This window comes from Flavobacterium fluvii, assembly GCF_900129545.1.
Classification (GTDB): domain Bacteria; phylum Bacteroidota; class Bacteroidia; order Flavobacteriales; family Flavobacteriaceae; genus Flavobacterium; species Flavobacterium fluvii.
The window spans coordinates 808,039-833,581 of the sequence record NZ_FQWB01000001.1 but is presented as its reverse complement, the minus strand read 5'-3'; the positions used below and the strand labels follow the sequence as shown (position 1 = coordinate 833,581).

General features: G+C 37.8%; 16 protein-coding genes. 3 read left to right on the top strand and 13 right to left on the bottom strand.

Annotated elements, in window-relative coordinates:
• Positions 1-345: 345 nt before the first annotated feature.
• Positions 346-8,418, bottom strand: coding sequence for a RemA C-terminal-like gliding motility protein (locus tag BUC16_RS03475; protein WP_073367960.1), 8,073 nt, complete (start codon positions 8,416-8,418; stop codon positions 346-348).
• 225 nt (positions 8,419-8,643) lie between these two features.
• Here BUC16_RS03475 and BUC16_RS03470 point away from each other — a divergent pair, with 225 nt between their 5' ends.
• A complete protein-coding gene (locus BUC16_RS03470; RefSeq protein WP_073367958.1) occupies positions 8,644-9,120 on the top strand; it encodes a regulatory protein RecX in 477 nt (158 codons plus the stop codon).
• Between the two features lie 191 nt (positions 9,121-9,311).
• On the opposite strand, the gene BUC16_RS03465 is transcribed toward BUC16_RS03470, so the two are convergent.
• The 12 genes from BUC16_RS03465 to BUC16_RS03410 form a co-directional block, all read right to left on the bottom strand.
• The gene (locus BUC16_RS03465) at positions 9,312-10,466 is read right to left on the bottom strand and encodes a beta-ketoacyl synthase N-terminal-like domain-containing protein (protein WP_073368695.1); all 1,155 of its coding nucleotides are present in this window, start codon (positions 10,464-10,466) and stop codon (positions 9,312-9,314) included.
• Between the two features lie 56 nt (positions 10,467-10,522).
• On the bottom strand, positions 10,523-11,794 hold the full coding sequence (gene bioA, locus BUC16_RS03460; RefSeq protein ID WP_073367956.1) for an adenosylmethionine--8-amino-7-oxononanoate transaminase: 1,272 nt from the start codon (positions 11,792-11,794) through the stop codon (positions 10,523-10,525).
• Between the two features lie 37 nt (positions 11,795-11,831).
• Positions 11,832-12,452, bottom strand: coding sequence for a dethiobiotin synthase (bioD, locus tag BUC16_RS03455; protein WP_073367955.1), 621 nt, complete (start codon positions 12,450-12,452; stop codon positions 11,832-11,834).
• The gene (locus tag BUC16_RS03450; RefSeq protein WP_073367953.1) at positions 12,453-12,860 is read right to left on the bottom strand and encodes a putative signal transducing protein; all 408 of its coding nucleotides are present in this window, start codon (positions 12,858-12,860) and stop codon (positions 12,453-12,455) included.
• 6 nt (positions 12,861-12,866) lie between these two features.
• On the bottom strand, positions 12,867-14,057 hold the full coding sequence (locus tag BUC16_RS03445) for an aminotransferase class I/II-fold pyridoxal phosphate-dependent enzyme (RefSeq protein WP_244534330.1): 1,191 nt from the start codon (positions 14,055-14,057) through the stop codon (positions 12,867-12,869).
• Positions 14,033-14,560, bottom strand: coding sequence for a hypothetical protein (locus BUC16_RS03440; RefSeq protein WP_073367951.1), 528 nt, complete (start codon positions 14,558-14,560; stop codon positions 14,033-14,035). Before BUC16_RS03440 ends, BUC16_RS03445 begins: the two co-directional genes overlap by 25 nt.
• 65 nt (positions 14,561-14,625) lie before the next feature.
• The gene (locus BUC16_RS03435; RefSeq protein WP_073367950.1) at positions 14,626-14,907 is read right to left on the bottom strand and encodes a F0F1 ATP synthase subunit delta/epsilon; all 282 of its coding nucleotides are present in this window, start codon (positions 14,905-14,907) and stop codon (positions 14,626-14,628) included.
• A gap of 75 nt (positions 14,908-14,982) precedes the next feature.
• Positions 14,983-16,494, bottom strand: coding sequence for a F0F1 ATP synthase subunit beta (gene atpD, locus BUC16_RS03430; protein ID WP_073367948.1), 1,512 nt, complete (start codon positions 16,492-16,494; stop codon positions 14,983-14,985).
• A 244-nt stretch (positions 16,495-16,738) separates the two neighbouring features.
• Positions 16,739-19,594 (bottom strand): TonB-dependent receptor, encoded by a 2,856-nt coding sequence (locus tag BUC16_RS03425; RefSeq protein ID WP_073367946.1) that lies wholly within the window; start codon positions 19,592-19,594, stop codon positions 16,739-16,741.
• Between the two features lie 283 nt (positions 19,595-19,877).
• The gene (gene glmS, locus BUC16_RS03420; protein WP_073367945.1) at positions 19,878-21,725 is read right to left on the bottom strand and encodes a glutamine--fructose-6-phosphate transaminase (isomerizing); all 1,848 of its coding nucleotides are present in this window, start codon (positions 21,723-21,725) and stop codon (positions 19,878-19,880) included.
• A gap of 9 nt (positions 21,726-21,734) precedes the next feature.
• Positions 21,735-23,318 carry a BamH family beta-barrel-assembly machinery protein gene (gene bamH / locus BUC16_RS03415; protein WP_073367943.1) on the bottom strand — a complete coding sequence of 528 codons (1,584 nt, stop codon included), beginning with the start codon at positions 23,316-23,318 and terminating at the stop codon, positions 21,735-21,737.
• A gap of 21 nt (positions 23,319-23,339) precedes the next feature.
• Positions 23,340-24,146: a glycogen/starch synthase gene (locus BUC16_RS03410; protein ID WP_073368691.1), complete on the bottom strand. Its 807-nt coding sequence runs from the start codon at positions 24,144-24,146 to the stop codon at positions 23,340-23,342.
• A 108-nt stretch (positions 24,147-24,254) separates the two neighbouring features.
• On the opposite strand from BUC16_RS03410, the gene panC reads away from it, so the two are divergent.
• Positions 24,255-25,103 (top strand): pantoate--beta-alanine ligase, encoded by an 849-nt coding sequence (panC, locus tag BUC16_RS03405; RefSeq protein ID WP_084546079.1) that lies wholly within the window; start codon positions 24,255-24,257, stop codon positions 25,101-25,103.
• A gap of 14 nt (positions 25,104-25,117) precedes the next feature.
• The gene (gene panD / locus BUC16_RS03400; protein WP_073367940.1) at positions 25,118-25,468 is read left to right on the top strand and encodes an aspartate 1-decarboxylase; all 351 of its coding nucleotides are present in this window, start codon (positions 25,118-25,120) and stop codon (positions 25,466-25,468) included.
• The last annotated feature ends 75 nt before the right edge of the window (positions 25,469-25,543 follow it).

Below are 25,543 nucleotides of genomic sequence, written 5' to 3'. Positions count from 1 at the left end.
CTTTATATCTCGATGGGGCGGGCAAAATACAGTTTTTCAAATCGCAAGATTAGTCATTATTAATCAAGAGGTGTAAAAAACCCGACAAAGTGCATTTTTTGTCGTTATTCTGCTGTTTTACAAATGTTTAATTGGATATTTTTAACAAAAAATAGTTTTCAATGCCTCCATAAAGACCTAACATTTTAATTAACAGTTAAAAATACTTGATTATGATGAGAAATTTTTACTCCAATGCCAATATGACACTCAACTATTTTTTCAACAAATAGAGCGCAATCGAGATGAAATAATGGTTCTCGACTGCGCTCTATGTGGCTATTAGATCGATTTATAAATCAGTTTTTATCTGATGACGATTTTTTTACTGAATTCGCCTTTCGTCGTTTTGACTTTTACGATATAAATTTCGGAGGGTACATTTTTTATTGGAATCTGGATGCTGGTTTGTTCCCTGCCTTTAACATCCCAATAGGAGATCTTTTTCCCCGACATATTGAAAAGAGTAACAGAATTTACTGTTGCATCCGACACATTATTTCTAATAATCAATGTTTTATAATTATTGGAATATAGAACTACAATTTCATCATTGTCATCCATTTCGCCCACGCTCAATGTTTTGTTTGATGTATCCTTGTATCGCAATACAAAGCGATTGTTGAAGGTTCCTGCCATAGTATTGAAAGTATAGTTGCCGCTTTTTAAATCAAAAATGGAATTGGTCAACTTGTCTTCCAAAAACACGGGTTGATTACTCAACACGCCATCCGTTTGATCAATTTCCACAGTAAAAGTCCCATCAACAGCCACTCGGTATCCTAATGGCACTTCATCATTTTCATCAAACGGCAAAGCTCGACCTTGTATGGTCAAATTCTTGCGATTGTTTATGCTGTAAAAATCTAAAAAGACATTTCCATCAAAACTTTCTCCGTCAAAACGGCTGTCATAATTATTGGTGGCATCGGTTATATAACCCACCAAGGTTTGCTTGAAAGCCCCTTGGGTATTGGTCAAATTTAACCAAAGACGATTTTTTTCCATAGGACTGGCTACTTTTTCCTTTGGATTTCTAGTTTTGAAAAACTGACTGTTATCCAATATTGCACCGACTGAGCTTAATCGCATGCTGTTGTCAAAAATAATTTTAGTGCCAATTGGCGCAACTTTACTTCCTGCAAAAAATCCTTGTCCAGAGGCTATTTCGCCAGATGGAATATTACTGTTCGACCCTGTGTTTGGAGGAACACTACTTGGAGCCTTAGCTCCCGTTGACACTCCACCAGTGCGGTTATATGAAGCATAATCATCTCCCGAGTAAGCATACAAACCTGAACCTGGATCCGGTGTGCCAACGGCAATTGGCGTGTTGTGTGTCCAGAAATACAAAGTTCCGTCGAGTACATTTTGATTGGCATCCAAGAAGGCATCCGCATCTAAAGCCGAAGGATAAGGATTCCCCAAAAGATAGGATTTATCGGCAATGATTCCCGTGATTTCATAATGACCATTATTAGGCACGCCAACAAAAGTAGCTTGATAAAGATTCGGCGGAGTAGGAGGCAAATATAAACTTGTTTGAGGTCCTCGAATAATGTAGCCAACTCCCGAGACCATCGATGTTGCTGCCGATTCTTGTTTCCAATCTTCTATACTGGAATCATAGGAATAAAACTTGTCCGCAAGAGTATTTGGAGACACACCACCTAAAGTAAAACCGGCAACTGGTGAAGACCAATACGTATAATCAGTATTTCTAATTGCCGTGGTCAATCTTTTGTATCTAATATCCCCTGAATTGGTATTCGAAACATTGTTGATTTGTACCAAACTGGCATTGTTTTCGAAGGTTAAAGTTCCTCCATTTACATGCACCCAATTGGTGATTTTCAAGGTATGTCCCGAATTAATAACCACATTGCCAGCGGTAACCGTACAGCTGCAACCATCAATATTGGATGATGATGAATATCCAGCACTAAAAACTATATTTTGATTTATTGTTGGCGGTAATCCTGTTGACCAAGCACCACTACTCCAAGTATTGGTGGCCAATGGACTTATCGTTACACTTGTTGTGGTAGCACAGTCCGTTAATGGATGTGGAGTTGGATCCTTAATTATACCCGATAATGCAACAAAAGAGCCATTATTTACCGTTACATCATAAGCACCCACAGCTAATCCTGAAAATATTCCTGTAGCATTGGTCACTCCGGCAACTACTGGATTCGTGCCAACCAATGTATAGGTAATTCCTGGAGTTGGAGCTGGCGAAGTCACCGTTATGGTACCCGTCGGAACAGCACAAGTGGGTTGTGTTGGTGCAACTTGAGGAGCTGAGGACGGAACTAAATACAAATACAAATAACTACTATTTGTACTACATCCAGGATTAATGGCATAAACTGAAATGTTTTCACTTTGAGAATTATTACCTGTAATAACAGTTACAGAATTAGTTCCTAACCCACTAACCAATGTCCATCCAGTTGGAATAACCCAATTATAACTAGTTGCATTTGCAACTGGAGCGATACTAAATACTGTGGAAGTCGAGGCACAATGTGATATGCCTGCCCCAGAAACAGGATATGGAGCACCGCCATTTACTGAAATTCCTCCGGGAGCAGCCATTGCACCATATACCGTAATTTTGGCTGAAGTAGAATACTCCAAATTACAAGCTCCGTTTTGTACCACGGCACGATAGTAAGTTGTTACAGTATGAGCTCCTATGGTTTGAGTATTTCCTGTATTCGTAATTGGAGTAACCACGGAAACAAAGTTGTCTGTTGAAGATTCCCATCTTATTATACTTCCGGTATAACCACTTAAAGTAAGTACTCCAGAATTGTAAGTTCCAGAACATACGTCAGTGTTGGCAGGAGTAAGTGTTCCGGCCACTGTTGGTGTTGAAACTGTAACCGTCACTTCATTAGATACCATTGGGCTTCCACAAGTTGGGGTAGATATACAAACTATAATCCATGTTCCCGCTGTTAATCCGGTTCCGGGTGTAAAGGTGGAGGCCGTCTGGCCTCCAATCAGGATGATTATCCCTCCTGAAACAGAACGAGTTCCCCATTGGCGACTGGAAATTGTTGCTCCTCCTGTTTCAACAACACCCAATGATGTCCCTAAATCTGATAAACAAACCGTTGGAGATCCATTAAGGTTTAATGAAACTGATGTTAAAATTGGATTAACCGTCATTGTAACAGGATTCGAGGTTGCCGGACTTCCGGTTACACAAGTTGCGTTTGAGGTCATCTCGCAGGTCACCATATCACCATTGACCAAAGTTGAATTAGTATATGTAGCTGTAGTTGAATTGGCTCCAACATTGCTTCCATTCAATTTCCATTGATAGGTAGGTGTTGTTCCCCCATTGGTTGGAATGGCCGTAAAAGTTACCGGTGTACCAGGACATATTGAATTGGCAGATTCCGAAATACTCACGGAAGCAGTCAACAAAGGCAGAAAAGTTATTGATCTAGCTCGGGAAGAACTATTTACATTACAATCGGCACCTGAAGAATGAAAAGTAACATACACTCTATATTCAGCAGATTCAGCAGGCGTACCATTTATTATATTTAATGTGGCTGTTGTAGCACCAGAAAAATGAACCCCATCAACTACATTATTCCAGGGTCCAGAAGCAACTGAATTTTTCCATTGGTATGAAACAACATATCCTGGAGGTGGAGTCGAAGTAGAAACAGTATAAGAATAATTTGTACCATAGCATTGGGTGACGTCATTTGCTATTGGTGAAATTGCAGTTATTTCATTCACCAAAAGTGTCGCCGCAGATGAGGTTACACTACAACCACTACTATTGGTAACAACAACTTGATATTGCGTTCCACTAGGAGATAATGAACTACCCACATTGTCAATTTTAATTTCTTCAGGACTGGGAAAAGTAATGTTACCTCCAGACAAGACAGTAACAAAACTAGCATCTGCAGGTCTTTTTCTTTGCCAAGTATAGGTTAATCCTGAACCAGAAACAATTACTTTAAATTTCACCGACGCTCCTTCGCAATCTAATTGTGTTATAGGCTGTGTGGTAATAACTGGCAATCCATTAATTGTAACGGAGAAAATACAATTTGAAGTATTACCAACAGTGTCAGTTGCTGTCCAAGTTACTGTTGTTGTGCCTACATTAAATGCAACTCCATTAAGGCTAGTACCTGTTCCCGTTGTACTACCTGTTAAAGTGTAAGTAAGTGATGCAAGGCTACAATTGTCTGTTGCCAATGCATTCCAACCAGTGCCAACTTTTGTATAAGTTGTTAAATTATCAGCACATAAAGCCGTAGGTGTTGTAGGACAGCTTGTGAAAACAGGAGCCTGATTGTCGACAACCGTTACAACTGAATTACAGCTAGAAATATTACCGGAAACATCCGTAACAGTTAAAGTAACATTGTTGGCTCCAATATTTGAACAGTTAAAACTAGATTTGCTTATAGCAATAGATTGAACAGAACAATTATCATAACTACCATTATTTACCATGGCAGCTGTAATGGTTGCCGCTCCTGTAGCATCAAGATTTACAGTTATAGGTTTGCAAATCGCAGTGGGAGCAATATTATCAGTAACCGGAATTGTGATACTTGAAACTTTTACACCAAGACCATTATCGGGAGGTGTAGAAAAAACATTGGCAGTATTAGTGATTGAGGGTACCGAAGCACATGTTGGCACCACCGTTACGGTTTTTTGAACCGTATTTATTGCCCCACCAATTTTGTTTAAAGTACCTATTTCCCATGTAATTGTTTGTCCAGATTGCAAGCCGCCCCCATTATTGGTTATGGTAAGATTTGCTGGTATCTGATCGGATATGATAACGTTAGTTGCGTCTGTCGAACTACTATTATTTACTATGGTTATAACATAATCAAAGGGCACCCCCACTATGGCTGAAGTTGTGCTAGCCGTTTTTAACAATTCAAGTTGTGCAGCCGTGGCAGGTGGCAAATTTCCATTATATTCATAGGTGTACATATCTGCTGATGTAGACGAAATACTACACAAACGACTGGTCGCCGTTACTCTTGTATGGTTCAATACTCTTGGAGCATTGCCTTGAACTTGCAACTCTACCTGAAAAGTGAATGTGCCACCTGGCGGAATCGATGCTGTGGCATAGGGTGTTGGATAAAAAAGTCCCCCGACTTTAAAACGAATATCCATATCTACACTATTGGCATTGTCATTAATCCATATAGCTGATAAATCAAAAATATCGGATACAGAGCCGATGTTTGTGATCGTGTACGTATATAAAACAGCTTGTCCAGTTGCTTTCTTAACGAAACCTGATGTGAACGTGGGATCGATACTCACGTTCGGAACTGGATTTACAATTACGGTGGTTGTTTGTGAAGTTGTACAGCCATTTCCATTGGTAACAGTAAGTGTATAAACTCCTGCTGCACCCATAGACACGTTTGCAATACTTGGGTTTTGCAGGCTAGAACTAAATCCTAATGGGCCTGTCCAATAATAAGTTGGAGTGCCAAACGTACCTGATGTAACAGCTCCAAATAAATTCAAGGTATTGCCCATACATACGACACTATTGGAAGTTGCCGTAATTGCCAGTGTTGTTTGCACAGTTACAGTTGCTGTACAACTCGAAGAATTCCCGGCAGCATCTGTCACTGTTAATGTAACGGATTGTGGCAATCCATTGGCATCTGTACAAGTAAAATTAGTTTTAGACAAGGTCATAGTGGCAATACCGCAATTATCGGTACTTCCGTTGTTAATGTTTGCAGGCAGCAATGTTCCTGTTCCATTTGAAGCCAAAACTAAAGTAAAATTTTTACAGATTGCAACTGGCGCAATATTATCTACAACCGTAATTGTTGCATCACAGGACGAAGAATTACCAGCAATGTCAGTCACTGTAAGTGTTACTGTATTTGCTCCTAGATTAGCACAATTAAAGCTTGTTTTGCTTAGCGAAAATGTCACTGAACCACAATTATCAGAACTCATATTATTCACATCGGCAGTGGTAAGCGTTGCTGTCCCAGAACTATTTAAATAAATAGTTTCTGGTTTACAAAGAGCTGTTGGAGCAATCGCATCAACAATGGTAACTATAGCCGTACAAGAACTTACGTTTCCGCTAATATCTGTAACGGTTAATATCACTGAATTTGCTCCTGTATTCGCACAATTAAAAGTGGTTTTACTAGCCACCAAACTAGCGATACCGCAATTATCTGTTGAATTATTATTGATGTCTGCTGCCGTAATACTGGCAGTTCCAACCGCATCCAAATTCACCGAAATGTTTTTACAGATAGCCACTGGCAATGTTTGATCAAGAACCGTTACGGTTTGTGTGCAAGTTGCCGTGTTTCCAGATGTGTCAGTGACTGTCCAAGTTACAGTTGTGACTCCTAAAGGAAAAGCTACCGGAGCATTATTGATTACAGAAGCAACAGAACAATTATCGGCTGTTGTTGGAGACACCAATACCACAGTAGCAGTACATCCTGCATTAGCAGAGACCTGCACATTGGCTAGGCAGTTTATGGTTGGATTTTCATTATCGGTAACAGTTACGGTTTGGTTGCAAGGTATGGAAACATTCCCGTTTTGGTCGGTTGCTGTCCAAACTACAGTTGTACTTCCGATTCCAAATAAATAAGTCAATGGGTTTATGGTAATGCCGCCTACTTTAGCGGTGATAGTTATGTTTCCAACTGAAGCACAATTGTCTGAAACCGTTGGCGTTCCTAATGAAACTATGGTTGTGCAATTTCCTGCGCCATCGTTGTTGGTGTTCGCTGTTGCTGTTGCTGGACAAGTGATAGTTGGGAGTGTGACATCTTTCAACGTTATTGTGAAAGTCGTTGACTCGGTATTTCCATTGCCGTCATTGGCTGTGATAGTGATAAGTTGGGTTGTGTTATGCCCACTAATTACTGTTCCTGAAACAGGTGATTGCGTTTTAATAATACTTCCTGAAACAGTGCAATTGTCGGATGCAGTTGTTAACCCCGTATAATCTGGAATTGTAAAGCTACAAGCAGTAACTATATTTTCGTTTCTATTTGCAATTGGTGTAAGTGTTGGCTTGGTTACATCATCTACAATTACATTTTGATTGGCCGTTGTCGAATTGCCGTTGCCGTCATTGAAAGTCCAAGTGACAACAGTTGTTCCTTGCGCAATTATGGGAAAAATGGTTGCAGTTGTTCCTGTTATTGTTCCCGCGCAAGCATCTGTTGTGGTTGGTGTTGGAGGTGTTCCGCTGCATTGTCCCACATTTACATCTGCTAATGTTGGAGTTGCTGGCGCAACGGTATCATCTACAATTACATTTTGATTAGCCGTTGTCGAATTGCCGTTGCCGTCATTGAAAGTCCAAGTGACAATGGTTGTTCCTTGTGCGGTTATGGGAAAAATGGTTGCAGTTGTTCCTGTTATTGTCCCTGCACAAGCATCTGTTGTGGTTGGTGTTGGAGGTGTTCCGCTGCATTGTCCCACATTTACATTTGCCAATGTTGGGGTTATTGGAGCAACGGTATCGTCTACTGTTACATTTTGATTGGCCGTTGTCGAATTGCCGTTGCCGTCACTGAAAGTCCAAGTCACAACAGTTGTTCCTTGCGCTGTTATTGGAAAAATAGTGGCTGTTGTTCCCGTTATGGTTCCTGCGCAAGTATCTGTTGTGGTTGGTGTTGGAGGTGTTCCGCTGCATTGTCCCACATTTACATCTGCTAATGTTGGAGTTGCTGGCGCAACGGTATCTGTACCTACAACAGTAAAAGAAGCTTTGTAATTAGTTCCACCATTACCAGCAAAATGTGTCCCACTTCCTCCACCGCTTGCAGTATAAGTAAAATCAGCTGTTGTATAAATTTCTAAATAATAAATTCCTGGGCACAAACCATTTAAAACATTAATATTAGCGCCATTTAATAGCCAAGTTTGATTTTGATCCGACCCTCCACATCCAAATCCAGTTAGTCCATCATTTGATAACCATGGGATTGAAGAATCAATAAATATTGGTGCTGTATCGGTTGTTTTATATATTCGATAATAAAGTTTTCCATTGGTAATATCATCCGTATTACATTTATATACTTTATTCTGTGCACCGTTTAAAATTAAAGTATTACTAGAATTAAAAGTGCCCAGATTTAGTCCATTAAAATCTGGATTCCCTGTAGTTGCTTGTAAATCATAATAGACATTTCCTCCCCCGTTACTATTCAAAATAGCATAGCTTTCGTAAATACCAGACTGAGCTTTTATTGTTGTATTTATACCAATAAAAATAAAAACCATCAACAACAAACTAAATGTTCTTGTTGGTTTTAAAATTGATACGGGATTTATTTTAAATTTATGTAAAAGTGTTTTCATAATGCTATTTTTTATCATTAAAAACAAATAGCACCTGCCTGATTACAAGCATGTTAATACAAGATAATGAAAAATCACTATTGTCATAAAACAAAGTCGTTGAAATGCTCTTTTATCCGTCATAATGCTGTTTAAAAAGGCAAAAACATCCTATTTGAAAGTTCAATTAAAAACCCGAAATTTGAACTCCGTTTACCCAATCCATTTCAAACAACAACCTCTCCAATGAAGGACGTTTTTTCCATTAAAGAAGCCATACAAAAGATAGAATATTTTTGTGCTTATCAAGAGCGTTGTCACGAGGAAGTGGTTGCCAAATTGCGAACCATGAAAATGGATTCGGATGAAATCGACCAAATAATGGTTCATCTCATCGCCGAGAACTTTCTCAATGAAGAACGCTTTGCCAGCAGTTTTGCCAGAGGAAAGCACCGCATCAAGCATTGGGGAAAAATCAGGATTATCAACGAATTGAAGTTTAAAAACATATCGCAAACCCTCATCAATATTGCGCTCAAGGAAATCACACCCGAGGAATACTTGGAGACATTTCACGCATTGGCGGAAAGACATTGGGAATCTATAAAAGAAACAAACGTATTAAAAAAACGGAAAAAGTTTTGTGATTATATGCTTCGGCGAGGTTTTGAAAGCAACTTGATTTACGACAAAGTGAAAGAATTGGAAAGCAGTGAGCAGTAATCAGTCGCAGTCTTCGGTCGCAATGGAATAGTGAATCGAATGGCGGATGACAAGGATTTGCTAAAGCAAAAGCACTGATAAAAACGGATTTTTTAACCATAAAAGGCATACAAGGTCATTTAGCCGAAACATTACAAATCATCCGTGAAAACCCGTTTAATCCGTCCAAATCTGTGGCCAATTTTATGAAACTAAATAGACAATAAAACACTCACAGCATTTCCGCCAAAACCTACCGCATTAACCAAGACTTTACGGATTTGTTTTCTAGATTTTTGGGCTTCCGCAAATGGAACTCCAATAAATTCCTGATGCTGCATCATCAAAATTGCCATTTCAATACTCAAAATTCCCGAAGCGCCAAAAGTGTGTCCGATTTTCCATTTATTGGTAGTCAACATCGGTAAATTAGTTCCAAATACTTTTTGAATCGCTTTATATTCGGTCAAATCGCCTGCTTTTGTTCCAGGAGCGTGCATCACGATAGCGTCAACTTCTGACAAGTCTATATTTCGCAAAGCCATTTTCATCGATTTCTGAAAACAAATCGCTTCTGCCGAAATGGATATGTTGTGTTCCAGAATTTCGGTAGCATAACCAATGCTTTCAACGAAAGCCAAAGCGTTTTCCTTTTTGCCAATTTCCAAACAACAAACTGCTGCACCCTCACCAAGAATTAAAGTGTTTTGTGTTTTTTCCAAATCAAGAGCACGATTAGGATACACATCTTCATCTCTAGAATAAATTTTCAAGGCCCGCATTTGACCAATCGTGAAATCCGTCAAAGGTGCTTCACTTCCACCCACCAAAAACTTGTCAGTCATTCCTGCACGAAGCCATGCCACACCATTCAAAAGTGCGTGTAAAGCCGTTGAACACGTAATAGAATGCGAAATTTCGGGACCAGAACTTTGTAAATCGTGAGCTACCCAGGAAGAAATATTTCCCAAAGTGGTTGTTGGCGAAGCCAAAGTTTGTGCCTTGCCAGTTTCCAAGTATTCTTGATAGTGTTTTTCGAATAAATCGGTCGCACCACGAGAAGAACCAATGTTGATTCCGAAAACATCGTTTGAAGTCCAACCTGCATTTTGAATAGCTACGCGTGAAGCAGCCATCGCATACAAAACCGATTTATCCAAAGATTTGTATTTAATGTCGGATTGCTTCAAAGCATCAACTATTGCATTGGAATCTTCATCCAGTTTGGCAACCAATGTCTGTTTATGGTCTAAAAAATGACTAGTAAAACAATGATTGGTGTTTTGATAGTTTTCCCAAATCGCCTTCGGGTCATTCCCCAACGGAGAAATAGAGGCTAGTGCGGTTATGGAGATAATTTTTGACAAGGTTATTGTTTTTTGACACAAATTTTATAAATCAATGTCCTTTTATTTTTGCAAATTTAGACTATTTCCAATGCTTTTTCGACCACTTCATACACTTTTTGCAATTGTTCATCCGTAATAATGTATGGTGGCAAAATGTAAACAATATTCCCAACAGGTCGCAGAATTATTCCATTTTCGATAAAAAAGTCATAGAGTTTATTGCGCAAGGTGCCGTAGTAACTGGCAGTATTTTCGGTTTGTATTTCCAAGGCAAAAATTACTCCAAGTACTCTTGTTGTAGTCACTTTTGGATGAGATTTAATGTGTTTTTGAAACGCTAAATGTCTTTTGTTTACTCGGGCAACATTGTCTTTCATTTCCTGGGTTTGCAGCAATGACAAACTCGCCAAAGCCGCCGCACAACCCGTAGGATTCGCCGTAAAAGTATGTCCGTGAAACAACGCTTTATTAATGTCTTCATCATAAAAAGCTTCGAAAATATCTTGGGTAAAAGTAGTAATCGCCATTGGAATGGTTCCGCCAGTCAAGGCTTTTGACAAACACATCATGTCCGGCTTTTCGGTTAGGTAATCACAGGCAAAAAATTTCCCTGTTTTTCCAAAACCTGTCATCACTTCATCGGCAATAGTGAGCACTTTGTTTTCCTGACAAATTTGGATTAATTTATCCAATGATTCCGGTTCGTACATCACCATTCCTGCCGCTCCCTGAACTAAGGGTTCAAAAATAAATCCAGCACAATTATGATTTTTAATGACTTCTCGTAAAGCACCGAAACTTTCCTGTTCCTGCCCTTTTGTTGGCACGGGAATTCGAACCACGTCAATAAACATTCCTTGAAAAGCTTGGGTATAAAACGAAATTCCACTGGCTGCCATTGCTGCAAAAGTATCTCCGTGAAAAGCATTTTCGAAAGCAATTATCGTGGTTTTCTTTTCTCCTTTGTTGAAAAAATATTGTAGTGCAACCTTAATCGCCACCTCAACAGCCGTTGAACCATTGTCGGAGAAAAATATTTTTTGTTGGTTGTTTGGTAAAATCTCCATCAACTTTTCGGCCAAAATCACGGCTGGCTCGTGCGTAAATCCACCAAAAAGAACGTGTTCTAAAGTCGTCAATTGTTTGTAAATCGCATCGGCAATAAATTTGTTGGAATGCCCATAAGGATTTACCCACCAAGAAGCGATGGCGTCGATGTATTCTTTGTCGTTTTCGTCCCAAAGCAATGCGCCTTCCCCTCTTTTTATGGCAATGGGAAGTGCCGCAGTTTTGTGTTGGGTATAAGGATGCCAAATCTTGTTTTGGTCTCTTTCTATTAAATTCATTTGATTTCAGATTGAAGATTAACGATTTTTGACTTTGCTATTGAAGTTTCAGCAAATTCTCTCGAAACAAATCGGCGTATTCTTTGATTACATTTTGATCAAAATAAGGTTCTTGTTCTATTCTTCCAATGCATTTGACTCCCGTTTTATTCAAAATAATTGCTTCAGAGGATTCGTTTTTCTCTCCGCTGAAAATAATTCCTGCGATATTTATTTTTCTGTTTTTTAATGCTTCAATGGTGAGCAAAGTGTGGTTGATACTTCCCAAATAATGTCTGGAAACCAGAATTACTTTATAATCGGTTTGAATTAAATCGACAACGCAATCATAATTGTTTAATGGAACGAAAATACCGCCAGCACCTTCAATAACTAAATGATTTTTAGTTTTGGGCTCTTTGATTTGTTTTAAATCAATCATAATTCCGTCCAATTCAGCTGCCAAATGTGGACTGGCTGGCGTGTTGAGCTTATAGCTGTTTTCGTGAATGACAGTTTTCTTGTTTGAAATATAGCTTTTGATTTTATGACTATCGGAATTGCCCAAATCACCCGCTTGGATGGGTTTCCAATAATCGGCTTCGAGTGCTTCGACAATGATTGACGAGGCAATGGTTTTGCCCACATCGGTTGATATTCCTGTTATAAATAATTTCATTTAGTTGAATTCAAAATTACACTTATTGCATTTGTATTTATACTTGGAATAAAAGGGCAACGCTCCTAGAAGCATTGAAAAAATGAAGGCAAGCAGCGATTTCAAATCTTTTATGGAAGTTACCATATCAATTTGCTCTTCATTACAATTTGGACATTTTAGCAACTTACTATTATCATCTAGCGAATATTGACTAACTTGAGAAATAATGTCCTTAGCCTTAAGATAATCATTACTGTTTACAAAAAGTTTCACTCCACCAACGGCATTACTGTATAATGGATTTGCATCCACAGTATAATTATCACGCATAAAAACGGCAATGCCTTCGGACTCTAATTTTCCTTTAAAAATTATTGCTTCTGATGAATATTGGTAAGTTCCTATTAATTCGAAAATGTCTTCCATAAAATTTTAAAAAACAAAAGTACTCAACAAAACCAAGACTTCAGATATTTCTTCTTTGGTATTGAAACTATGAATACAAAAACGCAGTCTTTCCTGTCCTTCGGGAACGGTTGGCGACAAAATGGCTTTGACATCAAATCCTTTTTCCTGGAATTGATTTGCTATGGATTTTACCTTTTCGTTTCCTGGAATTATGGCACTTTGAATGGCCGATTTACTTCTGACAAACATTGGTTTCAATCCCAAGAGATTCTTTTCTTGATTGAAATGGATGATGTTTTCTCGAAGTTTTTCGAGGGTTTGTTTTTCGGATTTCAAATGCTGGTATCCAACTAAAATCGCGGCAACCGAATGTGGCGAAAGTCCCGTGGTATAAATAAAACTTCGGGCGAAATTTACCAAATAGTCTTTCAATTCCTGACTTCCCACAATCGCTGCTCCGTGGCAACCCAATCCTTTGCCAAAAGTCATTATTCGTGCAAAAACTTGATCTTGCATTCCCAATAGTTGAACCAATCCTTCGCCGGTTGAACCAAAAACCCCCAACGAATGGGCCTCATCCACTACTATATTACAACCATATTTTTCGGAAATGGCAACCAATTCTTCCATATTTGGACAATCGCCATCCATGGAGAAAACTGTTTCTGTGACTATGTAGATTATCGCAGCATTATCATTGAAATTGCTATTGAAATTGCTATTGAAATTGACAATCTTTTTTTCCAAATCTTCAAAATCATTGTGCTTGAATTTATAAGCTTTGGCATTCGAAAGCTGGATTCCGTCGCGAATCGAGGCGTGACACAACTCGTCATACAAAATCAAGTCACCTTTTTGAGGAACGGAACTAAAAAATCCCACATTGGCATCGTACCCCGAATTGAAAATCAAGGCCGATTCCGATTGATGAAATTTTGCGATATAATTTTCAGCTTCTTGATAGACTTTGTGGTTTCCTGATATTAATCGTGATCCTGTTGCCCCGTTTTGGATGCAATCATTATTGATTAAATACTGGTGTGTTTCCTCGAAAATGGCTTTGTTTTTCGAAAAACCAATATAATCATTGGACGAAAAATCGATTAAATTATTAGGCAAAGACAACTTCCGTAAAGCATTGTTTTGCTTTCGGGTTTCGAGTTTTGAAGAAAGTTTAATGGAGAAATTTTTCATAAATCCGTTTTGTCTATCCATTTTGAATTTCCTTTTTCAGTAGCATCAAGCAAATCAATATTTAATTTTTTAGCTATTTCTATAGAAAATTTTCTTACTGATTCTTCATTTTCAAAAGTATACATTTTGAAATGCCTATTTACTTTATACCAAAGGTTGCTCCCAAAAGAGTCATCCTTATTTTTAAAAAATGAAACATACTCAAATTCGGTCGCAATGGTCTTTGAATCATAAGTAAATGGCCCAACAATATACCTTGAAACTATTGTATTGGTATCAAGATCAATCAACATGTTTTTTGTTGCTGAAAATTGCAATCCTTTGACAAAAGAAAAACTTCCAATTGTAATAGTTGCCGCAAGTCTTTTTAAAAACCCGATTAAGGTTAGTTCAAAATAAGTATTGTAAAACAATAAAATCAAAACATAGATAAAAATACTAAAAAAAACAGATGCAAGTAACAATTCGTACCAGCTACGTTTACCTTCAAACACGCAAACTTCAAAGTCCTTTATCTTATCCATAGTACAAAAATAAATAAAAAACGCCAAGCAAAAGCTTGGCGTTTTATTATAAAATTGAAATTGTCTTAGTCGGCTAAAACAATTACTTTGTTGTCTTTCATTTCGATAGTTCCAGAATTGATAGCTATGGTGTAGTTCTGATCGTTTACTTTCGTAAACAACTCTTCTGACTCACTGCTGAAATTGAAACTTGGAGCCGTGATTTTCACAAGTCCTTTTTGAAGTAATGAAACTATTGGCGCGTGATTATTCAACATTTGAAAGTGTCCATCAACTCCTGGAAGTGAAATGGAAGTTACTTCTCCTGAAAATAATTTTGCTTCTGGTGATACTATTTCTAAAATCATTTTGTTTGAGTTAGAAGTTAGAAGTTAGAAGTTAGAAGTTTCTGAAAACTGCCAACTGAAAACTGCCAACTGATTTTATGCTTCTGCCAACATTTTTTCTCCAGCTTCGATAGCGTCTTCAATGGTCCCTTTAAGGTTGAAAGCCGCTTCTGGCAAGTGATCCAATTCTCCATCAATAATCATGTTGAATCCTTTGATGGTATCTTTAATGTCTACCAAAACTCCTTTTAATCCTGTAAATTGTTCCGCTACGTGGAATGGTTGAGACAAGAAACGTTGTACACGTCTAGCTCTTGAAACTGCCAATTTATCGTCTTCAGAAAGTTCTTCCATACCCAAAATCGCGATAATATCTTGCAATTGTTTGTATTTTTGAAGAATTTCTTTTACTCTTTGTGCACAGTTATAGTGGTCATCACCAATAATTTGTGGAGTCAAAATTCTAGAAGTTGAATCCAATGGATCTACCGCTGGGTAGATACCTAACTCGGCAATTTTACGAGACAATACTGTTGTAGCATCAAGGTGGGCAAATGTTGTTGCCGGTGCCGGGTCAGTTAAGTCATCCGCAGGAACGTAAACCGCTTGTACAGATGTAATAGAACCTTTGTTTGTAGAAGTAATACGCTCTTGCATGGCTCCCATCTCGGTTGCCAATGTTGGTTGGTAACCTACCGCAGATGGCATACGACCCAAAAGTGCCGATACCTCAGAACCTGCTTGTGTAAAACGGAAGATATTATCAACGAAGAACAATACGTCTTTTCCTTGGTCAGATCCAGCTCCATCACGGAAATATTCAGCGATAGACAATCCTGAAAGTGCCACACGAGCACGAGCTCCAGGAGGTTCGTTCATTTGACCGAAAACGAAAGTAGCTTTAGACTCTCTCATTCCTGGCATATCAACTTTAGACAAATCCCATCCACCTTCTTCCATAGAGTGCATAAAAGCTTCTCCGTATTTTATAATTCCTGACTCCAACATCTCGCGAAGCAAGTCATTTCCTTCACGTGTTCTTTCTCCTACTCCTGCGAATACCGAAAGTCCACCGTGACCTTTTGCAATATTGTTGATCAACTCTTGAATCAATACTGTTTTACCAACACCGGCACCACCGAACAATCCGATTTTTCCTCCTTTTGCATAAGGCTCAATCAAATCGATTACTTTAATACCCGTGAATAAAACTTCAGATGAAGTTGATAAATCTTCGAATTTTGGTGCTGGCCTGTGAATAGACATTCCATTTTCACCCGCTTTAGGCAAGTTTCCTAAACCATCAATGGCATCTCCAATAACGTTAAACAAACGTCCGTAAACATCTGCACCGATTGGCATTTGAATTGGAGCACCTGTTCCAACTACTTCATAACCTCTGCTCAAACCGTCTGTAGAGTCCATGGATATGGTACGTACAGTGTTTTCACCAATGTGAGATTGTACTTCAAGAACCAATAAAGTTCCGTCTTTTTTCGTGATTTCTAATGAATCATAAATTTTTGGAAGTTCAACATCTTTACCGTTGAAAACTACATCGACAACTGGTCCGATGATTTGGGCAACTTTTCCTATTACTTTTGACATTGCTTATGTATTTATTAAATAGCTATTCAGGTTTATGATACACATCTAAACGAAATAATCGACTGGATGCATTTTCAGTGCGCAAAGGTAATTTTTTAAAATATAAAAATCAATACTTTTTTTATAAAAAAACAGACTCTTTTAGACAACGCTCTTAAAGAAGTAAAATATATGTCAAAAAACACCTAAAAACCAAAAAACCATCACGTTACCATGATGGTTTTCAAAAATAAAACAAATAGTATTATGGATTAATTGTCCAAGAAACAAAATATTGTTGCCCGATTGCTCCGGCACCTAATACTTGTATATACTCTTTTCCTCCAATATTTGTTGCACCCAGTTTAATTACAGACTTCAATTTTGGAAGTCCATAATTGATTTGCGCATCGACAACCGTGGCCGACTCAATCATTCCATCAACCATTGTGGATTGCCACAAATATTCGCTGTTCCATCTTACACTGGCATTAAACCCAAGATTTTTAATTAATTTATCATTTCCAACAGAGGCTTTAACCCTATGTTTTGGCGTATTGAAACCCGCCTCAAAACCTGGGTCTTTGGCTTGGTCAAAATCAAATTGTGCATAGTTATAGTTAACTCCAAAATCATAATTTCCAAACATTTTTCTGGAAAGACCAATTCCTACTCCCAATGAATGGATTTCCAAATCTGTATTGGTATATAATTGATAAGCTCTAAAATTACTGTTCTGAAGCGCATGTAAAGACTGCACTCCTGGATCGCTTGGCCCAGCTGCAGGATTTGGAGAGTCTTGAGCCTTTCCATAATATGTTGCAATAGCCGTCGTGTTTCCTATAAAATCATTGTAAACATTATAATATCCATTAAGGTCAATATTAACTTCCCTAATTTGAGAACGATATCCCAACTCAAATGCTTGCACTTCTTCTGGTTTTACCAATGCCACGTTTGTTTTTTTCAACAATGCCGGATTGCCTGTTGCCAATAAAGCCCCCACAGATTCTCTTGTATAAGAATTGTAATACGCATTTAATCCTGTCAAAGTAGCATTTGCACCACCTGCAAAAAACTGGCCAGCTGCGGTTGCAACGGGAAATGTTTCCGTGAATCTTGTCAAGTTATCAGCTGCCGAACCCACAAGCGCCGCATAACCCACATTAAAACCTATGTATTGGTCTTGTGTTGTTGGGTTTCTAAAACCGGTTTGATAAGATGCCCTGAAATTGTGTTGTTTTCTTTCTCCACCAGAATACACCAAGGATAGTCTTGGAGAATAATTCCCGTCAAAGTTTTTGGCTTTGTCATAACGAATCGAGCCGGTAAATTTAAATCTATCCTCCATGAATTTTTTTTGCAGTTGCAAATAAGCTCCGTATTCATCGTATTTAATTATACTATTGGCGTCCGTATAAATTCTGCCATGGGAATCCAATTGATAATCCCTATAAGACCCACCCACTTGAATTTCTCCAAACTTAATAAGGTCTTTAAAGTTATAATTTATATCTGAATGGTATATTTTGGAATTATCCACCAATTTTGAACCTGTCAATGAACTCGGATCAGAAATTACGGTGTTAAAAGCAGACTGAAAACCAGCTGTTCCAGGCATTAATCTGCCTTCATCCGCTTTTGACCGCGCAAAGGCATTGGATCCAGCAACATTCCCAAATAAAGGACTTGCCGGATTGTTGATTGCCCCGGCATAGTTTGCCGCATAAGTACCGTACCAAGTAGCATCTGGTTTCCACATTTCATTGATATGGGTTCCGGTAAAATTCATGTCATACGATTTTCCTCCATCTTCTGAAGTAACATATCCTCTCACGAAAAAGTTTTTCCCTTTTACTTCTAATTTATGCTGGGACATGTAAAAATCATTCAAATTATATCGGTCTGCACCTTGATAAATTGCATTTCCGAAACCAAATTTACTTTGCCAAATTACTTCCACTCTTTCATCCCCAAGCGGTCTTAGATGAAGTGAGAAATCAATTTTAGTATTGGACGCTTTATTATTTGTCAAGTCAACTTCATTGTAACCAGTTCTTGTCACGTAATCTTTAGGCAATGCTGTTGCCCAAGCAGCCGGCAAACCATTTGCAGCCCAACTACCATTTGCAACCATTTGTTTTCCAACATCATTTAGATTATATACCTTTTGCTCATCCCCGTATATATTGATTCCATCGTAATCGTTGTTAGCCCTAGTTCTTCCTTGTCCTTGATGATTTCTATCATCATAATTTGTGGCATACCAATCTGTCCCATCCATATAGGTAAAGTTGGCTTTTGCAGCAAAATAATTATTGAACTTATGTGCCATTCTTATTCCAAAATCATAAAAAGTGTTTGTTCCAGCAGCATCTTGGCTGGTGGCTCCATATTTTAAATAAGCTGAAATACCCGGGAAATCAAACGGACTTTTGCTGTTCATGAACATAATCCCGTTAAAGGCATTTGCACCATACAATGCAGAGGATGCACCAGGCAATAATTCCACGCTTTGCACATCAATATCCGAAACCCCAATCATGTTACCCAACACAAAATTTAACAATGGAGAAGAATTATCCATTCCATCTACCAGTTGCATAAATCGAGTATTTGAAACAGTGGCAAAACCCCTAGTGTTTATGGACTTGAAAGTTAAACTACTGGTGTTCATTTGCACTTCTTTCAAGTTTTCCAATCCATCATAAAAGGTTGGAGATGCCGTTCTTTTTATTTCCTTAATTCCCATTCTTTCAATGGTGACCGGCGATTCTAAAATTCGTTCGGGGGTTCTGGAAGCAGAAACTACCACTTCGCTCAATTTTGTCTCTTCACTAATCAAGTTTACATCGACATTTTGATGGTTTGAAGTAATGTTTACTTTTTTAGCTTCGTGACCCAAACTTGTCACCTCAATTGTAAAAGGAAGAGCTTTTGAAGAATTTAAAGTAAATCTTCCATCGCTATCGGTAATTGTTCCCGCTTTGTCGCCAACAACTTGGACATTGGCACCAGGGATAGGCAGGTTGTTACTATTTGTAACAGAGCCTGTAACAGTGTTTTGAGCAAAAGTAATGCTGCAAAAAAGCAAAGACAGAAAAAGAAGATAAATTTTCATTAGGTTAAGTTTTGTAGGTTAGTGAAGTAAAAATAAAAATATTATTGATATTATTACAAAAATGGCGTAAAAAAATCATAATCAATAATTTTATCCATCTATTTATAACTATTCCATATTATCAATATAAAAAGAGGTTTCTGTGTTTTTCATTAAAAACTATAGTATACACACACATAAACAACGACAAAAATGCATTATTTCGCATAAAAAACGACAATTTAATACATCAAAAAAGCGAGAATAAATCTCGCTTTTGAATAAAATATGTATAAGAATTCACTTATTCAACAGTAACCGACTTTGCCAAATTACGAGGTTGATCTACATTACATCCTCTCATGACCGCGATGTGGTATGACAGCAATTGCAATGGAATGGTTGTAATTAATGGTGACAATGCATCCGATGTTTCTGGAATTTCAATTATATAATCGGCCAATTCACGTACTTGAGTATCTCCTTTTGTCACCACAGCTATAATGATGCCGCTTCTGGATTTAATTTCCTGGATATTACTTACTATTTTGTCGTAATGACCTTGTTTTGGAGCTATAATAACTACCGGCATTTGAGCATCAATCAAAGCAATTGGCCCGTGTTTCATTTCAGCCGCTGGGTAACCTTCGGCATGGATATATGAAATTTCTTTTAGTTTCAAAGCTCCTTCTAGCGCCACCGGAAAATTATATCCTCTTCCTAAATAAAGGCAATTGTGGGAATCCTTGAAAACAGAGGCAATTTCTTTGGCTCTATCATTGGTTTCCAATGCTTCTTTTACTTTTTCAGGAATGATTTCCAATTCTTGCAAATATCTGTGATAATCCGTATTGCTTAATGTCCCTTTGGCTTTTGCCAAACGCAAGGCAATCATGGTCAATACCGTAATTTGCGTGGTAAAAGCTTTTGTTGAAGCCACACCTATTTCTGGACCTGCATGGGTATGAGTACCTGCATGTGTTTCTCTGGAAATAGAAGAGCCTACAACATTACAAACTCCGTAAACAAATGCTCCTTTTTCTTTGGCCAATTTTATGGCAGCCATTGTATCGGCTGTTTCACCTGATTGTGAAATGGCGATTACAACGTCTCGAGTGCCTATGATTGGGTTTCTATATCTAAACTCCGAAGCGTATTCCACTTCCACAGGAATTCGGGCAAATTCTTCAAATATATATTCCGCAACTAATCCTGCATGCCATGAAGTACCACAGGCAACGATTATAATTCTTTCTGCATTAAGGAATTTCTCCAAGTTGTCTTCAACACCCGACATTTGAATAATGCCTTCATTTGCATGAAGCCTTCCTCTATAAGTATCTCTTATAACATTTGGCTGTTCGTATATTTCTTTCAACATGAAGTGATCGTAACCCCCTTTTTCTATTTGCTCCAAATTCATTTGAAGCTCTTGAATATATGGATCAACCAAAGAATCATCTTTGATTTTTCTCACTTTCATCGGTTTGTGCAACCTGATGTTCGCCATCTCTCCGTCTTCTAGATAAACAGCATTCGAAGTATATTCTATAAAAGGTGAAGCATCCGAAGCTATAAAATATTCTCCTTCACCAATTCCTATTGCCAATGGACTTCCCAAACGAGCCACTACAATTTCATCTGGATTTTTCTTGTCAAAAACAGCTATCGCATAAGCTCCAAACACTTGGTTTAGTGCAACCTGAACAGCTTTCCCTAATCTTAAATTTTCTTTTTTCTGGATTTCTTCGATAAGATTTACAAGAACTTCTGTGTCTGTATCAGAATGAAAAACATATCCTCTTTTTATTAATTCTTCTTTCAGTGGAGCATAATTTTCAATAATTCCATTATGAATTATGGCCAAATCTCCTGAATTGGAAACATGTGGATGGGAATTCACGTCATTTGGAACGCCATGTGTCGCCCAACGGGTATGCCCCATTCCTATTGTTCCATTGGTGGTAGTTTCTTTTGAAGCTTTCTCTTCAAGATCAGAAACTTTACCCTTTGTTTTGCAAAGCTTTAAGTCGTTTCCGTCATACAACATAACCCCTGCACTATCATACCCTCTATATTCAAGTCTTTTTAGACCTTTAATAACAATAGGATAAGCTTCTCTATAACCGATGTATCCAACTATTCCACACATAATTTTGGTTTAATTAGGTTTTGTATAATAAATTTCAAGTTTTAATCTTTTATTTTCCGGAACGGAAGATTTTCCACCGTGAAGTACCGTTCCCAATGGATTCATGACGCTTGCTTTTGGCGCTTGCGAAATGAAAGCTGTTGGTGTTCTCAACTTATAGAAATCTGTAACCGTTATATCCTGAGTAACAACAATTCCCAATTTAATATTTGTTGAATCGGCATGTTTTATGAGACTCCTGATATGGCTCGTAAGATTCACTTTATAATACAAACCTCTTTTTTTAGTTGTTGCGTCCCTGGTTATTTTCCCACTGTAACTATAATAATCTAAAGTAGCTCGATTGTTGGTAAAATCATACAAATAGACTCTCTCCGGCTCAGGGCTTTTTGCAAAATCAGCATTATCGGTATCTATATTAAAAACAAGATTGGCTTGGTTAATTAACCAGCCTTTTTTTCTAATAATATCCAATTGATCTGCCACTCCATTCGGACTTCCAGTCGTACCATCTTCTCCATATAAATCTGGACCAAAAAGTTTTATTACCGCCAACGATCCTTCACCTCCTTTTAAATACAATTTATCATCTCCAATCACAGGATTTGCATTACTGGTGGCATTGGCATAATCTACATTAGTATTGCTTTGCTCCAACAAACTTACCGTGTTTCCCGACATATTAAGCACTATCGATTTATCCACTCTCGTGGCATCGGTCGTCGAGGTGTTTTCTTTGTATTTAATGGTAATGGTTCCTTTGGCAAAATTAATCATGGCCAAACTTCCTGGGTCAGTTCCTGATTGCTCCACTTTGAAGTACAATCCTTTAAAATATTCCTTAAAAATTTCGTTGTTGGTTAATTTACCGGCAGGAGCCTTTAATATCTTGTCCGTAAAAAATTGAACGTTCAATTTCAAACGCATACTAGGAGCCGAATAGGTAGTCGTTTCTTTTCCTGCATCGTCTTTGGTTTTCACTGAATGTTGGGCTGGATCAAAGAAAAAAGCGTCATTTTGAGAAACATCAGCAGCATCATTCAAACGATTTCCTATTTTAAGATTCTCAAAATCGGTTTTTTGGTCGGTAAAATACTTCTGGGCTTCTTGAAATCCACCCGCAGGATCCTTGTCCCTCATATACAGACCAGATTCAAAAACACTCAGTTTAATTTTGCCCGAAGGTTCACCGTAAATGGAATCCAATACGTAGGTGTTTCCACCGCTTGTTTTTGGCTTTGTTTGTGTAGCATCAACAAAATAAGGCACATCAATGTAAACACTATCTATCACAGGATTGGTTCCAATAGTCGGGTTTACGCTTGCCAATGTCAATTGGGTTGCAAAATTTGCCGTCGTCTTGCCAAAAGCAGGATTATCATAAATACCCAAAGCATTTATGGGAAGATTATTGGATTGTATGGGAGTGATTTTCTGGTTATAAGCAACCACATCGTAGGTTTCTTTAGCTAAGTCAAAATGATTGTCTCCAATTAATCCGTCTCCAATTACATTATAGTCTTTATCACACGAAACAAAAAGGACGATACTTACGACCAATAGAATTTGCTTGAAAATGGAATTATTATGCATGTTTAATAGAAAATGTTAAGATTACAGAACAAAATTTTTATAGAAATTAGTATACGCCTCGGCAAATTTTTCTTTCGGGGCGAAAGGTAAAAAAGGTTTACCCGAAGATTCTATAAATTTTGTTAAACTTGAAGACACTTGTTCTGAAGCAATAATGACTGCATCAGAGTGAGCAATGGTGGCTTTCATGATATTTTCGTAATCAGGAACTTCCAAATCATTTATTGAATCGTTTGGAACGCCATCAAACTTCACTTTATTAATCATTTCTTTATCCAAAGTTCCTTCAAAAGACTGGCCATAAACGGAAGTTACAATCTTGGTTTCCGAAAACAAGGCTTCGTTTTTGTAATAATGTTTCATGTAAACAGGCAACATAGCTGCCATCCATCCATGAACATGAATAATATCTGGAACCCAATTCAGTTTTTTTACGGTCTCGACAACCCCTTTTGCAAAGAAAATGGCACGTTCGTCATTATCAGGATACAAAACACCTTCTTCATCAGTAAAAGTAGCTTTCCTTTTGAAATATTCGTCGTTGTCAATAAAATATACTTGTATTCTTTCTTTGGGTATGGATGCCACTTTTATAATCAAAGGCATATCCAGGTCATTCACTACCAAATTCATCCCCGAGAGACGAATTACTTCGTGTAACTGATGCCTTCTTTCATTAATATTCCCATATCTAGGCATGAAAATTCTTATTTGTCCTCCTTGATTATTGATCATTTTAGGCACCTCATAAGACATTGAAGATACCTCATTTTCAGCTAGATAAGGCACAACTTCAGATGATACATATAATATCCTCTTATCTTCCATATTGTATTTACTTAATTTATTGGCAATAAAAACCATGCAAAATTACAAAAATTTATGCAGTTATGGACTAAAATATATAAGTTTGCAAACTATTTCAATAAAACAGCCATGCATATTTTCTACGGGAAAGCAGCTTTGACAGATTATTTAAAATCTATTAAAACCAGCAATTTCACCATTGGGTTTGTTCCAACAATGGGTGCTTTACACCAAGGACATTTATCATTGATGCAACAATCAATGCAGGAAAATCAAGCCACGGTGGTAAGTATTTTTGTAAATCCCACCCAGTTCAACAATCCCGAAGACCTGGCAAAATATCCAAGAACGATAGACGAAGACATCCAAAAAATGACTGATTTAAGTCCCGAAATCATATTGTATGCCCCAACAGTGGAGGATATTTATGAAGGTCAAACCGTTTCGCAATCGTTCGATTTTGACGGATTGGAAAACCAAATGGAAGGAAAATTCAGACCCGGCCATTTTAATGGAGTGGGCACCATCGTAAAACGTCTTTTTGAAATCGTGGAACCCACCAACGCCTACTTTGGAGAAAAAGATTTTCAACAGTTGCAAATTGTAAAGAAAATGGTCGCCAAAAACGACTTAAAAGTCAATGTAATAGGCTGCCCTATTTATAGAGAACCCAACAAATTGGCAATGAGTTCCAGAAATACACTTTTATCCCCAAAAGAAAAAGAAGAAGCTTCCATTATTTACAAAACACTAATTGAAGCCAATTCAAAATTCCAAAAAAACAGCGCAGCTGCCGTGACCAATTGGGTACAAAAATCATTTGAAAACAATCCCGACTTCAAATTAGAATATTTTCAAATAGCCGACGAGGCAACACTTTTGCCTTGTTTGAGAAAAAATAAAAACAAGAATTACCGTGCTTTTATAGCCGTATTTGTTAATAATATCCGATTGATTGACACCATTTCATTAAATTAATTTACTTTTGCAAAATGCAAATACAAGTCGTAAAATCAAAAATTCACCGTGTAAAAGTGACCGGCGCCGATTTAAATTACATCGGTAGCATTACCATTGACGAGGCATTAATGGAAGCTTCAAATATTATTGAAGGCGAAAAAGTATCTATTGTAAACATCAATAATGGTGAACGATTGGAAACTTATGCCATCAAGGGCGAAAAAAATTCAGGTGAAATAACCCTCAATGGACCCGCCGCCAGAAAAGTGCAAAGAGACGATATCATCATCATTATTTCTTATGCCACGCTGGACTTTGAAGAAGCAAAAACTTTCAAACCTTGGATTCTTTTTCCAAATGAAAACGACAATTCACTGACCTAACCTTTTCAGAGGCTCATCTTTAGGTTTAACTACTGTTTTGAATTTGCCCAAATCTGTTGTTTTTTACCATTCCTG

What these genes read in the sequence shown, in the direction of transcription:
- bioA (WP_073367956.1), bottom strand. Translation starts at nt 11,794, where the DNA reads ATGAATTTAATAGAAAGAGACCAAAACAAGATTTGGCATCCTTATACC.
- BUC16_RS03470 (WP_073367958.1), top strand. Translation starts at nt 8,644, where the DNA reads ATGAAGGACGTTTTTTCCATTAAAGAAGCCATACAAAAGATAGAATAT.
- BUC16_RS03410 (WP_073368691.1), bottom strand. Translation starts at nt 24,146, where the DNA reads ATGGAAGATAAGAGGATATTATATGTATCATCTGAAGTTGTGCCTTAT.
- BUC16_RS03450 (WP_073367953.1), bottom strand. Translation starts at nt 12,860, where the DNA reads ATGGAAGACATTTTCGAATTAATAGGAACTTACCAATATTCATCAGAA.
- BUC16_RS03440 (WP_073367951.1), bottom strand. Translation starts at nt 14,560, where the DNA reads ATGGATAAGATAAAGGACTTTGAAGTTTGCGTGTTTGAAGGTAAACGT.
- glmS (WP_073367945.1), bottom strand. Translation starts at nt 21,725, where the DNA reads ATGTGTGGAATAGTTGGATACATCGGTTATAGAGAAGCTTATCCTATT.
- BUC16_RS03445 (WP_244534330.1), bottom strand. Translation starts at nt 14,057, where the DNA reads ATGGATAGACAAAACGGATTTATGAAAAATTTCTCCATTAAACTTTCT.
- BUC16_RS03425 (WP_073367946.1), bottom strand. Translation starts at nt 19,594, where the DNA reads ATGAAAATTTATCTTCTTTTTCTGTCTTTGCTTTTTTGCAGCATTACT.
- atpD (WP_073367948.1), bottom strand. Translation starts at nt 16,494, where the DNA reads ATGTCAAAAGTAATAGGAAAAGTTGCCCAAATCATCGGACCAGTTGTC.
- panC (WP_084546079.1), top strand. Translation starts at nt 24,255, where the DNA reads ATGCATATTTTCTACGGGAAAGCAGCTTTGACAGATTATTTAAAATCT.
- panD (WP_073367940.1), top strand. Translation starts at nt 25,118, where the DNA reads ATGCAAATACAAGTCGTAAAATCAAAAATTCACCGTGTAAAAGTGACC.
- bioD (WP_073367955.1), bottom strand. Translation starts at nt 12,452, where the DNA reads ATGAAATTATTTATAACAGGAATATCAACCGATGTGGGCAAAACCATT.
- BUC16_RS03435 (WP_073367950.1), bottom strand. Translation starts at nt 14,907, where the DNA reads ATGATTTTAGAAATAGTATCACCAGAAGCAAAATTATTTTCAGGAGAA.
- bamH (WP_073367943.1), bottom strand. Translation starts at nt 23,318, where the DNA reads ATGCATAATAATTCCATTTTCAAGCAAATTCTATTGGTCGTAAGTATC.
- BUC16_RS03475 (WP_073367960.1), bottom strand. Translation starts at nt 8,418, where the DNA reads ATGAAAACACTTTTACATAAATTTAAAATAAATCCCGTATCAATTTTA.